The sequence below is a fragment of the Sphingobacterium sp. 2149 genome, from assembly GCF_031455655.1.
Classification (GTDB): domain Bacteria; phylum Bacteroidota; class Bacteroidia; order Sphingobacteriales; family Sphingobacteriaceae; genus Sphingobacterium.
Genome location: NZ_JAVDTD010000001.1, coordinates 446,796 through 460,588 on the forward strand (window position 1 = coordinate 446,796; position 13,793 = coordinate 460,588).

Annotated in this window: 13 protein-coding genes; 11 read left to right on the forward strand and 2 right to left on the reverse strand. The window is 41.8% G+C overall.

The genetic code is table 11. From position 1 onward, the window contains the following. Window positions 1-48 precede the first annotated feature (48 nt). Complete coding sequence (locus tag J2X77_RS01775; RefSeq protein ID WP_209579755.1) at window positions 49-840, reverse strand: alpha/beta hydrolase family protein; 792 nt, start codon at window positions 838-840, stop codon at window positions 49-51. 108 nt (window positions 841-948) lie between these two features. On the opposite strand from J2X77_RS01775, the gene J2X77_RS01780 reads away from it, so the two are divergent. Continuing rightward, window positions 949-1,350 carry a helix-turn-helix domain-containing protein gene (locus tag J2X77_RS01780; RefSeq protein ID WP_209579757.1) on the forward strand — a complete coding sequence of 134 codons (402 nt, stop codon included), beginning with the start codon at window positions 949-951 and terminating at the stop codon, window positions 1,348-1,350. 59 nt (window positions 1,351-1,409) lie between these two features. Here J2X77_RS01780 and J2X77_RS01785 read toward each other — a convergent pair whose 3' ends face one another. Beyond that, window positions 1,410-2,366 carry an AraC family transcriptional regulator gene (locus J2X77_RS01785; RefSeq protein WP_310078715.1) on the reverse strand — a complete coding sequence of 319 codons (957 nt, stop codon included), beginning with the start codon at window positions 2,364-2,366 and terminating at the stop codon, window positions 1,410-1,412. 110 nt (window positions 2,367-2,476) lie between these two features. Between J2X77_RS01785 and J2X77_RS01790 the strand changes: the two genes are divergently transcribed. The 10 genes from J2X77_RS01790 to J2X77_RS01835 all read left to right on the forward strand — a co-directional run bounded on the left by J2X77_RS01790 (window position 2,477) and on the right by J2X77_RS01835 (window position 13,773). Further along, window positions 2,477-3,583: an FAD-dependent monooxygenase gene (locus tag J2X77_RS01790; protein WP_310078717.1), complete on the forward strand. Its 1,107-nt coding sequence runs from the start codon at window positions 2,477-2,479 to the stop codon at window positions 3,581-3,583. 273 nt (window positions 3,584-3,856) lie between these two features. Beyond that, the gene (gene tssD, locus J2X77_RS01795; RefSeq protein WP_120257239.1) at window positions 3,857-4,252 is read left to right on the forward strand and encodes a type VI secretion system tube protein TssD; all 396 of its coding nucleotides are present in this window, start codon (window positions 3,857-3,859) and stop codon (window positions 4,250-4,252) included. 82 nt (window positions 4,253-4,334) lie between these two features. Continuing rightward, window positions 4,335-4,730, forward strand: a complete 396-nt coding sequence (gene tssD / locus J2X77_RS01800) for a type VI secretion system tube protein TssD (RefSeq protein WP_310078720.1) — start codon at window positions 4,335-4,337, stop codon at window positions 4,728-4,730. An 86-nt stretch (window positions 4,731-4,816) separates the two neighbouring features. Next, window positions 4,817-6,688: a phage baseplate assembly protein V gene (locus J2X77_RS01805; RefSeq protein ID WP_310078722.1), complete on the forward strand. Its 1,872-nt coding sequence runs from the start codon at window positions 4,817-4,819 to the stop codon at window positions 6,686-6,688. A 3-nt stretch (window positions 6,689-6,691) separates the two neighbouring features. Continuing rightward, entirely contained in the window at window positions 6,692-7,738 is a 1,047-nt protein-coding gene (locus J2X77_RS01810) for a DUF2931 family protein (RefSeq protein ID WP_310078724.1), read from the forward strand. Window positions 7,739-7,743: 5 nt separating this feature from the next. Beyond that, window positions 7,744-9,078, forward strand: coding sequence for a DUF2235 domain-containing protein (locus J2X77_RS01815; RefSeq protein WP_293936175.1), 1,335 nt, complete (start codon window positions 7,744-7,746; stop codon window positions 9,076-9,078). Window positions 9,079-9,119: 41 nt separating this feature from the next. Beyond that, the gene (locus tag J2X77_RS01820) at window positions 9,120-9,302 is read left to right on the forward strand and encodes a hypothetical protein (RefSeq protein ID WP_209579765.1); all 183 of its coding nucleotides are present in this window, start codon (window positions 9,120-9,122) and stop codon (window positions 9,300-9,302) included. After that, window positions 9,299-10,309: a hypothetical protein gene (locus tag J2X77_RS01825; RefSeq protein ID WP_293936180.1), complete on the forward strand. Its 1,011-nt coding sequence runs from the start codon at window positions 9,299-9,301 to the stop codon at window positions 10,307-10,309. The genes J2X77_RS01820 and J2X77_RS01825 overlap by 4 nt, the downstream gene beginning before the upstream one ends. Window positions 10,310-10,311: 2 nt before the next feature. Next, window positions 10,312-10,782 carry a DUF4280 domain-containing protein gene (locus J2X77_RS01830; protein ID WP_209579769.1) on the forward strand — a complete coding sequence of 157 codons (471 nt, stop codon included), beginning with the start codon at window positions 10,312-10,314 and terminating at the stop codon, window positions 10,780-10,782. 9 nt (window positions 10,783-10,791) lie between these two features. Continuing rightward, on the forward strand, window positions 10,792-13,773 hold the full coding sequence (locus tag J2X77_RS01835; protein WP_209579771.1) for an OmpA family protein: 2,982 nt from the start codon (window positions 10,792-10,794) through the stop codon (window positions 13,771-13,773). The last annotated feature ends 20 nt before the right edge of the window (window positions 13,774-13,793 follow it).

The following is a 13,793-nucleotide window of genomic DNA, read 5'->3' on the forward strand; positions in this document are numbered from 1 at the left end:
CTAAACTTGCTTGATTGCCAAGAAATAGCCTTGGCAATCAAGCAAAATTTAATCTACAAGTGTCACCAACATATCCGCCAATTTTTTTGGCGCTGTGAGCATGGCATCGTGACCCGTAGCAATCTCCCGATAGTGCCAGTTGAGCTTGTGGTCGCTTTGCACTTTTTCACTCATCTCCTTCATAATGGGCAGTTGTGGATCCGTGCATGCGATATACACCAAGGGTAATCCATTGCCATATGGATTTTTTAGCCGCAATCGCTGTGCGAATGTGCCAAAAGGTTGTGGGCTGAGCCTTTCCTTGACCCAAGATATCATGCTGGGCACTGTAACACCAAACAAAGTAACATCAAAAGGAACGAAATTTTCTTTTCGCTGAATGTTTTTAAGTTGAACTTCTTGCACAGCCTTTGGTTGCAAAGAAATGGCGCTCTGCCCATCTTCAATGATCATAGCGTCCAGAAAGATCAATTTGTGCAATCGTGACGGAATGCGATCGGCAACTCCGGCAATCACGGCACCGGCGTAGCTGTGCCCTACAAGATACACATCATTTAGATCTTCCATCTCGATCAAGTTGACAATGTCTTGAATATGAGTGTCGATATCGACCGATGGATCGATCAGATGTTTGCGTTCGCCAAGTCCCGTTAGTGTTGGTGAATAGACTTTGTAGTGTGCATCAGTAAGTTTCTGTGCGACGTCCTGCCAGCACCAGCCTCCATGCCAGGCCCCGTGAACCAGCACATAGGTAGGCCGATGATCTTGATGTTGAGCGTATCCACTTAACATACCGTAGCATAGCAGGATAAGCAGAAATAAAATTCTCAGTTGTTTCATTTTTTTATAATTTTATATTGTTTTTGTAATACCTTACAAAGGTAAAATCAAGCTTTTTTCCCCACAATAACTCATCCTGAAGTGAGTGGCTAGAAATTTTTATTGAAAATGGCAACACCTCGAAAAGAACAATCGACTAACACGGAGAATCTAGAGACTTTAGCACAGGCATGCGATGTGAACGAAGTATTGCTGCAAATAGCATTGCGTTGGAAAATGCAGATCTTATATTGTATTGCAGAAGATGTATCTCAATTTAGCACCTTAAAAAAAATGTTTCCTACGCTTTCCGATCAGGTACTGAGCAAACGTTTAAAGGAGTTGAAAGAGGAATCGCTTGTCGTTACCGAAAATATTGAAAATACCATACCTCCGCAGATTCGCTATAGCCCAACAGAAAAAGGGAAGGAGCTGTTGAAGATTATCCTTGATCTGCACCACTGGGGGCTCAAATGGAAAATTACGGAAAATGACTATTGTCAATTGAATGTGGTAAACACAAAGATCTAAGGTTTACTTTCGTTGCCCCTATTCTTAGGTTACTTTTTGCTGTTGACGCGAGAATGGATCTAGGGACGATTCACTAAACTCTGCATATATTTTTTGGGTTTTTTGCCTATATGCTTTTCAAATATTTTACTGAAATGACCGAGGTTTTCGAAGCCCATTTGATAGCCGGCTTCGGTAACGGTCAGTTTTTCTTCGCGTATAAGCCGCGCGGCTTCTCTCATGCGCATGAGCTGATAGTAATCGTAGATGCCCATGCCAAATATCTGTTTAAAGATTTTTCGAAGCTTTAGTTCGTTCATACCTGCTATCTGTTTTAATTCGGCAATCCTGCTTGACTCGCTTAAAGACGAAACAATTTTGTCCCTAACTTTATAAACCGCATCAATATCAAACTTACTGATTTTCTGCTCAGGCACCCTGCCACGCTTTTTTAAGCTTTCGAACAGGTAAAAGAGCAGTTCCATCGCTTTCATCTTGTAGTAGAAGCTTTTCATGCTAGACGGTTCGGGTTTTTTTACCAGTTCATTGATCGTCTGCAAGATATCATCGGTCATCAGTTCTTCGATCCAAAAATTGTTTGCACTGTCAAACACGAATTTAAAGGTTGACTCTTCTTCCTGTAAAAATGTTTTCAGGTAAGCCGCGCTCACACTGATGGAAACATAAGACAGGCGTGTACCTTTTTTAAAATGTAATGTCTGGCCTATGTTGTATGGAAATATACGCACAAAGGGCGGCCCGGCCGTGTTTCGCGCTCTTGTCTTCGCATCTTTGCGCTCGATATCGTATTCAAGTATATTGTAAAAAATAAATCCTATGCCGTCGCTGATGTCAGACTGGCTTGTCATACGGGTAAAATCATTTTTTACATCGAATGATCCAATATGCATAGCCATATCGGGGAGAAAGGTAACGCCTTTGAAAGAGACCACATCGAAATGCTGCAAGACATTTTTAAAAATTACACCCAGCTTATTGGCAAACCGGGTAGCGTCATTTTCAACAGGAGTGTCCATATGAGTTGTTTTTTTCGAACATTAATAGTTTTTTTTCGAATATTTTACTTGTAAAGCTACAACTAAATTTGCGTTATTAATAAAGTTAACCCATTGAAAATAGTGTAAAGATGAAAAAAAGAGTATTGATTTCGGGAGCCAGTTTTGCAGGTTTAACATTAGCCTACTGGTTGAATAAATTTGGTTACTCCGTAACTATGGTGGAATTGGGGAAAGATCTCCGGACAGGTGGCTCACCTATTGATGTGCGTGGTGAAGCGTTGGACATTGCGCGTGAGATGGCTATTTTTGATCAGATCAAACAAAATGAATTTGTGCATACGGATGAAGTTGTGGATGCAAACGACCAAACGTTGGCGACTTTCTCCATCAATACCTTGTCTGAATATTTAGGCGATATTGAGATTCATCGCGGCGATCTGGTGAAGATCATGTATGAAATTGTTCCCAAAAAGGAGGTGAACATTGTTTTTGGCGACAGTATATCCGCAGTAGTTCAACACGATGACCGGATAGATGTAGCGTTTGAAAAAGGAAGTCCGCAGTCTTACGATTTTGTCTTTGGCGCAGATGGAACCCATTCGATCGTGAGAAAGCTTGTTTTCGGACCGGAAGAGGATTTTAAGAAGTTTCTGGGCGTCTATTTCGCATTTGCGAATGTTGATCAAATTCAGACAGGAAGGCCCAAGTCTACTGGTATTGTCTACCGCGAACTTGGCAAACAGGCCGTCATCTACCAGTTTAAAGATGCTGCGACCGCAATACTTCTGTTTCGTGCGCCAAAGTTAACTTGGAATTACCGGGATCGCCAACAACCAAAGGAAATTTTAAATGACTACTTTGGGGAAAACGGGAATTGGAAAATTCCGCAAATAATGGAAGCCATGCTCCAAACCGATGAACTCTATTTTGATGAAGCCTGTCAGATCAAAATGCCCTCCTGGACCAAAGGGCGCGTTGCCCTGATAGGTGACGCAGCCTATGCGCCTAGCTTCTTTACAGGCATGGGGACAAGCTTGGCAATGCAGGGGGCAACCTTATTAGCTAAAGAACTGCAAGGCAATAGCGATTATCAAACTGCTTTTGCAAATTACAATGCGCGCTTCAGGCCGTTCGTAGAGAATATTCAGGCACGGGTTGAGCATTCATTAAAAATTCAGTTACCAGAAACGGAAGCGGAACTAGCGGCATCGATTACCGCATTGAGCAATTCATAGAAGACGAGTGCGACCGAAGTGAGTGTCAGTTTTCAAAGTACATTATCTACTGTGTATTGCTTTTGTTACATTTTGTTTGTTTTGTGTGTAAAAAATAATTTCAGTATTTATACGTTTTTTTTGCTTTTAAAACACTGTTGACGGGATTGTTTTGCGGTATTTAACAATTTATTAATTCGAAACTTTTTCGATTGGTATTTAGTTTGATGTAAATTAGAGACATACGGTCATGGAGAGACCGCAACATTTATTTTAAACTTAAAACCAAAAGTTATGGCTTTCAAAGCAAGACTTCAGTTTTCAGGCAACGAATATGACGTGCTGAATGCTGACTACTCCTTCACCCGCGACGTCGATTCAAAGGGACGTCCTTCATCTTCAGTTTATGGCGGTACAATCAATGTCGAAGTAGAATCTACAGAAGATACTTCCGTCATCGAAGCTATGGTCAACAACCAATACAAGCCTATTGCAGGTACATTGCTGATCAAAAAACCAGACGAAGATGCCAAAATGAAAGAAATCAGATTTGAAGATGGTTACATTATTCGCTACGAGGAAGGAATCAACATAGTAGGATCGCATGCAATGACCTACAAATTTGTGATTTCTGCGCGCTCCATCAGCATTGGTGAAGCGACAAGCGAACAAGACTGGCCAAAAGCGTAACCCTTACAAACATCCGTAGGTGTATTGATAAGGCACGCTTAGGTAAGTAAAATTAAATTTTAAACCATTAAAAATTACGATTATGTCATTTAAAACAAGATTAACATTAGGAAGTAAAGAATACGATGTGATCCAGTGCAGGTTTTCCTTGCACCGTGATGTGGATTCTAAAGGACGTCCGTCATCGTCTGTATATGGCGGTACAATTACGGTTGAGGTCGAATCGACCGAAGATACCTCGGTCATTGAAGCGATGGTAAACAATCAGTATAAAACTGTAAACGGCAGGATCACGTTTAAAAAGAGTGAGGAAGATGCGACTATGAAAGAACTCAAATTTCAGGACGCCTATATCATCCAATACAATGAAGGAATTTCGGTCACCAACGATAAACCCATGACACTATCTCTGGTATTGTCATCGCGGGTGCTGGAAATGCAAAATGCATCACTGGAAAATGATTGGCCTAAAGCTTAAAAAGCTGCAATAGACCATGAAATTTGGAAAGACGGTCTATCGCAAGAAAGACCGTCTTTTTTGTAAACTCTATGAACAGCTAATTTATGTATTTTGATAAGCCAAAATTATTGATTGAGATGCATATTGACGGAAAGGAAGTGTCGCATTTCCTTTCGTTCAATATTCGTCAGCGTTTTAATGCCCACCACGAGTTTGAACTCCGAATAGAGCACGGTAAGCTCGGTATTCCGGGATTGATTAATTTACAGGATAGCCGCGCTTATGTAGGGCGTACACTGGCGATTTCTTTTGGCTACGCGCAGGGAAACATGCAAAATTTTTCGGGCATCATTACCGAAGTCTCCTTGACGCAAAACCATGGTTACCAAGGGGTGTTGCAAATTAAAGGCTACAGCCCGACCATATTGATCGATCGTGGCAAAGACCTGGGGTCTTATTATGGAAAATCACTCGGCGATATTGTCAAGTTGGCTACCCAGGATGTCGTACAGAACGATCTACATATGCATGTAAACCCCAGTAGATCTGAACCGATTGATTACCTGATCCAATACCGGGAAAGCGATTTTGAATTTCTCAACCGCCTATCTGCCGAGTACCTCGAATGGTTTTATTACGATGGTGAGCGCCTTCATTTTGGCAAACCATCGGACTTACCCGCTGGAAAGGTGACCTATGGACGCGAAGTGAGCCGGCTCGATTACGGTATCCAGATCCGCCCGGTCAACCACCGCCGCTTTAGCTACTTGCCTCAACATGATCAGTTGCTGGAAAGTACCAGCAACGTGAAATCGGATGGTCATCCGGATCAGGTTTTTGCCATGCAGCGGGCTTCCGAAACCTTTAGTAAAGTGTTTAGTCAACCCCTGGATATCCGTGTGGATACACAGGGTGAGCTGCAGCGCATCGTGCAGCAGCAGGAAGAGGCCAATGTAGGTCAGTTGCTTCAGGTGTCTTGCGACAGTGATTCACCGGCTATCCGGCTTGGTGCGCAGATAGAAATTGAGACAAGCCTGCGTCAGGATCTGAGTTTTGTAACCGATACCCTCGGTAAATTCCTGATTACCGAAGTGGAACACCACTTTGATGATGTGGGCCGCTATACCAATCGGTTTAATGGTATTTTAGCGAGTACAGAACGTATACCGGTGCGTGAGTATATCCGGCCACAGGCAGATATGCAGATGGCAGATGTCGTGGACAACAACGACCCCAGTGGTCAGGGAAGGATAAGGGTGCGTTTCAAGTGGCAATGTGCTAATAATGACGAAACCGAATGGTTGCGCATCATCACGCCGAATGCAGGTACGGGCGACCGGGGTGTCAATCGGGGTTTCCTTTCGATCCCCGAAATTGGTGATCACGTCATTGTGGCTTTTGAAGAGGGCAGCGTAGCGCGGCCTGTGGTAATGGGGAGCTTATACAACCAAAGTACGGCAGATAGTACGCCGCAGATTCAGAACCACCTTAAGAGCATTACCACGCGGTCGGGTCATCTGATTGAATTTGACGATAGTCAGTCTACACAGGGTATAAAAATAACGGATATCAAAGGAAATATTGTTCATATCGATAGCCAGGGCAGCAATGTGACGATTACAGCACTGGAAAATATGACGTTAAACTGTAAAAATATGCAGATTAATGTCACCGAAAATATGGATGTACAGGTAGGTAAAGATCAAAGTACGTCTGTTGGCAACAACCAGACCGTTTCTGTGTCTAAAGATATCGCGACTACCGCAGGCAATAATTATTCGCTCACCGCTACTGGAGATATTAGTGAAGATTCGGACAACCGTACCGAGATTGCCAGCAAAGATTTTAACCGACAATCCGAAACATCGAACGAGCTGGCATCGGAAATGACCATCTTTAGCAATAAGGAAAACATGACCTTGCAGAGCGGAAAAACAATTGAAATAAACAGTGTCGAGAAATCTAAACTTTTTTAGCGCATGATTAAAAGGAACGACATAGATAAGATCTTTTTACTCCTGTTTATGCTGATGAGTATCTTTTCGAGTTGTCAGGAATCAAAAATGAGCGAAAAAAAATACATATGGAGTGGGGCCCTTGTTGCGCCCAAGGAATACCCGGTGGAAATATATGATGGGGCTTTGATTAGTGAAGATTATACCTACCGTTTTGGTCCGATCTATGGAATAATACAGCAAGGCTGGAGCGTACAGTCTAAAGGAATGGGATCACCGGATGAGCCTGTAGCGCTTCCCGACGAACTGCAGATGACTTGGTATGCTATTCAGGAGGAAAAATTCTATACTGGAAAGTGGAAACTGGATAAACAGCAGATTACCACCATCTGGGAAGAAGGAGCGATAGATGTCCGCACACAAAAAAAAGATGATTTTAAAACTTTGATTGTTGGCCTTGCTCCAGAAGGGAGACTGGCTCTTTGGGCGGATGGACAGCGGCAGGTACTGTTAGCTACCTTTCAGGCGCATGACACCACCATAACGCCAGAAACGGCACATGAGGATTTCGAACACTTCTTTCGGAAGGAATATCGCGACGCAGCCTATCAACCTCAAAAATTATATGGTGACGAACTGTATGCTACTTTGGAAGGCCAGGGTTGGCCAAAGCCACAGCTGTATATGGAGTACAATAAAAAATATGCATGGAAATTTGCTGTAGAGGGCATTAAATTAGGCCCTAAAGATTATTTTTTTTATCAGTGCTTCAATGGAGAAAGGGATATGCCTTTGAACACCGACAGTGCGAATACGAATCTGCCGAAAGCCATTCCGGAGCATGTGTATGTGAAATGGGCAGATGGGGATAAGCAGTATGGGGTGGCTGACGTAAAATTTAAGTATGAGATCCTCAAAAAAGCATTTGAGGAATTTGAGCCAACGGAAAAGATCGACTTGCTGTTTGAGATAGATCCTTCGGCTAATGTATTGAATACCTATTTGCGCTCATCTTCTAAAAAGATAAAAATTGTAGGCTACGAACCGGCATTGGTCCGGGTCGATAATTAGATCGTATGGCAAACGTTGAATTTAAGGAATATAATCCACCGCCAAGGAATACGCCTAAGCAATACAGCGTGACGATTGATATATTTTTTGACGGCACAAAAAATAACAAAAACAATACGGATGCGCGCCGGACGGGGCATAGTTCCTTCGCCAAATTTGGAAAGTCAGACGATGAATCCAGCTACCAGAATGACTGGTCTAATGTAGCGCGGCTTTGGGAGAATTGTACCAATACCAACCGCCTCTATATTGAGGGAATAGGAACCACCGACCGCCAAAAGGATTCGACTATGGGCTATGCGTTTGGTTCGGGTTTTACGGGTATCCGTTTTAAGGTGCGTAAAGGTTGTGAACAATCCGCTGATATCATCAAAAGAGTGTTCGAAGAAAATGCGGGTAAAGTGCTTCGGCAGATTATTTTTAATGTGTACGGCTTTAGCCGCGGTGCGGCGGCAGCCCGCAATTTTGTCTACGAGATCGGCAAGGCAGCCTATAAGGGCCGAAAGGTAGAGGCCGAGGGAATAACGGCTTATTACGACGGTGATAATATGCCTGCCCGCGAGGAAATGCCTGCAGGAGGGCACCTTGGCTATGCCTTGAAGCTTAAAGGGATTAATTTAAACCCTGCTCATGTGATTGTTAATTTCCTTGGCATTTTTGATACGGTTGCTTCCTATTCTGAACTTCCCATACCGCGCTTTTCTAACGATATCGCAGAACTCAATCTGAATACGCTCGGAAAGGCACAACATGTGGTGCATTTTACGGCCCGCGATGAGATGCGGGAGAACTTCTCGCTTACGCGTACGCCGAAAGGAATTGAAAAGGATCTGCCAGGAGTGCACTCCGATATCGGTGGAAGCTACCTCAGTGGGCCAGAAATCAAACAGGAAATTGAGACGGCCATGTTAAGAGGTACATTGGAGCGACTGCGCGATAGATTGATTGCCGACGGTTGGTATAAGCCCGGTGAATTGACTATTACCGATGGCTGGTACTGGGCATTGCGGGGTGAGAAACGTATGGTTCACAAAGAATATAGCTTTATACCGCTACATTTTATGGGACAGTTTGGTAAAGACAACAATGCAGCGTTGGACCGCGGCAAAATGGAGGCTAAATATTCGATCAGCGGACATGCGGTACTGCAGAGCACAAAGTCCAAATTGAGTGCTTATGTCTTTAACGGCGCAGCTTATCCGTACGGTGGCAAACAGTTAACAAGTGCTAATTTGAATGAACTAAAAGCTCTGCGTTATGGTTATTTTCATCGATCGGCGCGTAGAGAGGGTATCGGAATGGATCCAAATAACAACTGGCAACGGGTGGAGTTAAAATAGAAACGTTATATCATTTTTTGAAATCCGGGACAGGAGGTAATATGGCAATTTTAAAACAAGCAACGAATATTAAAATAAATGTGCAAGCAAAATATAGCTTACAGGTTACTGGGAAGGTACAGAAGCTTGCTGATAAGCTCAATGCGGAAGCGCGTGAAGGAAATTTGATATTGGCGAGTAATAAAAGGGTGCATGGTCGTGGAAACAAGGAGGGCGAAATATGACAAAGAGATTCAGTTTGTTGGTTGATGATGATTCCCAGGGCGTTGGTTACCAATCGCCTTTGCTGGAAGCTAATAATGAGCAGAACAGTATTCCAATATTGAAGCAAATCAAATTCCAGCAACTGAACCTACAATGGCCGATCAATAGTTGGCGAAAATATGGCGTGCAAATAGATTTCTCGGAGGGAGATGAAAAAAACGAAATTAAATTTGAAACGGTAATTACGCGTTTGGAAGACCATTCTACGGGCGATCGTGTCGTTGAGATCAACCGTTCTGAGGATATATGGATCAATGAAAAGGAACCCGATTTGGTGATGGACAAATTGGCACACGAAACCGGAAAGGTGATTTACCCACTTCAGCTAAGGGTGAACGCTCTTGGGGAAGCGATAGCTATAGAAAATCACCCAGCGATAGTTAAACGCTGGACAGCGACGAAAAAGAATCTATCGAGTTATTTTGAAGGTGAATTTTTTGACAAGTATATTGTCAAAACTGAAGCTGTCTTATTCGATCTCGACCGTTTTACTTTTGCTGTGCTCTATCGGGACTGGTTTATGCAAAGCTATTTTCTTCCGATTTTTAAAAACTATGGCGAAGACAAAACACGGTGGGATTATTTTAAATTTCCATTGCCTGCAAGCTTCGCAAATCCGGGATTTTTTACCCAACAGACTATTGTCGAACACACAACCGATCAAGGAGCAATTGAGTTAATCCACCAAGGCGAGCTAAAAGAAGACGAAGGTTTAACAATTCAGAAATACAAAGGTAATTATGAAGCGCTCATCAGATTAAACCCTTTTCATAATCATATAGTGGCTTACAAAGGGCAGTGGCAGTTTAGAGAGCGCGATAAAGATATGACTGTAGAAATAAAATATTTTGAATTGGACAATCCAGCTCTTTTTTCAAAAAATAATTGGACTATAGCAAATCAATCTCAGGCGGCGGAACCTGAAAAGGAAAGACAAGCGAGTTTTTTAAAGAAATTATTTGATTAACTATGGCAGAAAAACATGTAGTCGTACAAGGTGCCGAATGTATGTGTAAATTCGGTACCAGCCCTGATAAATTAAAAGTATTGAAGAATTCCAAGGAATTTGTAAACGATAAAAATGCCACAAAAAAGAGTATCGCGAGTACGGTAGATCTAGGTGCCACGTTTGAAAAGAATATGTTTGGATCTTGTTCCAAGCTTAATAACAAACCTTGCAATGCAGTGGTATCCGAATGGTCCAATTATTACCAAGATATTATTTTAAAAAATGGAGGAAAGATACTTTTGGAAGATTCCAAAGGGACTTGCCCTATAGGTGGAAAAGATTGTATATCCATTGTGCAACATGGACAGAAGGCCGAACCGTCTGATGAGAACAAAAAAAATGCAGACGAAAATGTACAGAGTCAGTTAAATCCAATGGATATACCTGATGAGCTTTCTACAACAAGTCAAGAAGAGGTTATTGATGCTTAATTCGTATTTATGGCAAAGAAAGGTGTAAAAAGAATTGATGTACTCCCCGGAACTCCGCTAATAAGCAAGAACAGTTCGGTCATTGTGATACCTGCCGCTACAGCTGTCAAGTTTCAGGTAGCGGAATGGTTTCCGGGAACATCCGAAGCCGAAAAAAAAGGTGAAGTATTCTGGATCAGGCAATCGGAAAATAGAGGTGTGGATTACTTTAAGCAAAAGAAAAAATTCAACGACTATAGTTTATCAATTCCAAAGAGCTTGGCAGGGGGTACGCGGTTTTATTTGGAAGCCAGTTTAACCGGCTTTAAAGATAAGGAAATTACTGGGGTATTTGTTCGCGCTTACGCGCCTTATCGCGTGGTGAAATCCTATTGGAAAGAAAATACACCGAACAACAATCTACAGATTCATAATGGCAACCCCACACAATTCAACCGTCCACTACTGCTCAATCTTGTTTTGGAAGGTGTCAATGATTATGAATGTATCGTGGAGATTTATAATTGTGAGGCAAACCTGTTTTCAGCGACCGATGATCAGCTCGTAGGTACGTACACACGAACTGTAAAAAATGGCGAATTAAATCTGGAGATTGCTGCTTCGGAAACCATGCGATGGAAAACAAAAATGGGATTTAAGAAACCCAAAGAGCGCTTTTACATTATGATCAGGGTTAAAGGGCAGAAGGGATATATCAAAGATACCACACCTAAAGAAGATATACGCCATGCAGTACATCTGTATATTCTCAACCAGGTCGGCGTTTGGCTAGAACCCGTGATGCCAACGACCAATAAAGTCGTCACAGTAAATGAGAATGAAGCCAAGCCGCAGAAGAATGACCACTGTAAATTTCAGACAATCAGTGTTCATGATCGCGAAAAGGTAACGATTTTATTTAACGAGAAAGACCCTAAGACCTTCGCTGTAGCGGAAAAGAATTATCGCTTTTCATTTGACCTTTTTTACGGAACGGATCAGTATGAAGTGCCGCAGGAATCAAAGGCTATATTGAATAATATTGTAAAATTCTTAAAAAATAATCCCCAGATATCCGCCAAGGTTGAATCCTTTGCTGATATACGTAATACCCATGAATATAATCAAAACTTAACCGATAAGCGTGCTAACCGAATCTTGAGCTACCTGTATACCAATGGAGTAAGCAATCGTCTGACAGTAGGTTCATATGGTGAATCAAAAGCCAAACAGTTTCAGTATTTGACGAATGAAGACCGCCCGATACATCAAATTAATCGTAAGACGGCGATTTCCTTTGATCTGAAAAATCTCAAACGTATTTTTTATAATACCATTCTCCCTAATATCGAACAGCAGACCGATCTGTCTATTTATATAAAAGGCTTCGATACGGCGGGATGCTTATTTAAAGGCGATAAAAAGCATGATAAGAATAAAGCCAAATACCTTGAATTAGTCAACGTTAATCAAAGCCGCGAAGCGGTTAAGGATATCAGTATCTCCGGTGAAAAGCTGAATATAAAAGTGTTTTCGTTTGAAGCAGGTATGTTTCCGACTCAGATCGCATTGACTCCAAATCGGTATGAATTACGCATCAATTCCTGTGCTTATTTCCCAGACAAATCGCAGACTACTGTTGTCGTAAATGCATTTACGGACGCGGTATGGATTATACACGCAGTGTATGATTATACCGGGAAATATCCTTTGAACTGCCGCGGGACCGCAGTGGATACGCCGATTGTTCGTGGTATAGCGGGGTTGATGGAAAAGGCACAGCCGTATATCGATCTCTATCTTAAGGTGCTGGCGTATTTTCCAATGATGGGACCTCTGCATGGTGAACTTTTGAAATTGGTGATCGAGTACTTTAAGTCCGAGGCTGAGATGTACGGTTTAGGCTATGGAAAAAAATGGAATTTTAGCGGAGGTAAATTTGGAAAAGAAGAAAGCTATGCACAAGGTAATCAGGATCTGGTTGAAAAAGGGATATTGACACTCACCATTTTGGTTATGATTGTCGAAATCATTATAGCGGTATTGACAATGGGGGAATCTGCAGCGACAAAACTTCCAAAGCTTAAAAAATTGGCTAAGGGAATTAAGAAGGTGCAAGATGCTGGAAAGAAAGTCACCGACCTCGGATTTGATTTTATATTTCCGAAAGTTGCATTTACCTATGGCTCATACCTCGAAAAAGTGAACAAAATTGTTCATTTTGTCACACAGTTTAATATCAAAGCAGACCCTGTGATCGGAATAAAGTTTGCTAAGAAATTGGAATTAAAAGATTTATTGGCAAACTCCTTTATACAAAATGATAAAGATCTAGCCGATTCTTTAGAAAAAGAAAAAATAAATCGCGATGATTTGTTAAAAGATAATTTGAAAAAAACTGCTCGAAATAAATTAGCTGGTAAACTAACGGATGGTATAGGTGAAGGATTTCAGACATTATTAGATGAGGCAGGTGTAGACGCTAAAATCAGTATTTTCTTTTCAGGAGAAATTAAACAGGAATACCAGCTAAAAGTGTCCGCACCTGCTAGCTACGAGCAATATGATGGCAAGGTCGAGGTGAAAAATCAGCTCGTTTCTGGTTTTAATAACAGTGCCGGTAAGTCTATCGGCGAATCTTCCATTAAAATGAGCGCGAGATTAGAAGCAAAAGGTAGAGTTCACTTAGTAGGCTGCGTACCTATAGATCCTTTTTCTGCCCAGCGTTATTTTGGGAATTTCGCTACGCGTATTGATGCTTTTCTTTCTGCAAGCATGGAATCTCATTTTAACCATACACGCACCTGGAGTGCTGGGGATCGTGAAGGGCTTTATTATCAAGACACGATTTACTTTTCGGGCATTAAAGGAAAAGTACAGTTAGATTTTAAGAAAGATAGAACTCAAAATAGAACTTGGGATGATGAAGCTAAGAAAATTAGTTTAATCGATACGGAATTTAATCTATTTGGTGAGCACACATTTAAAATGCCGAAAATTCAATTATTATGATTTATGAGAAATATCATCTT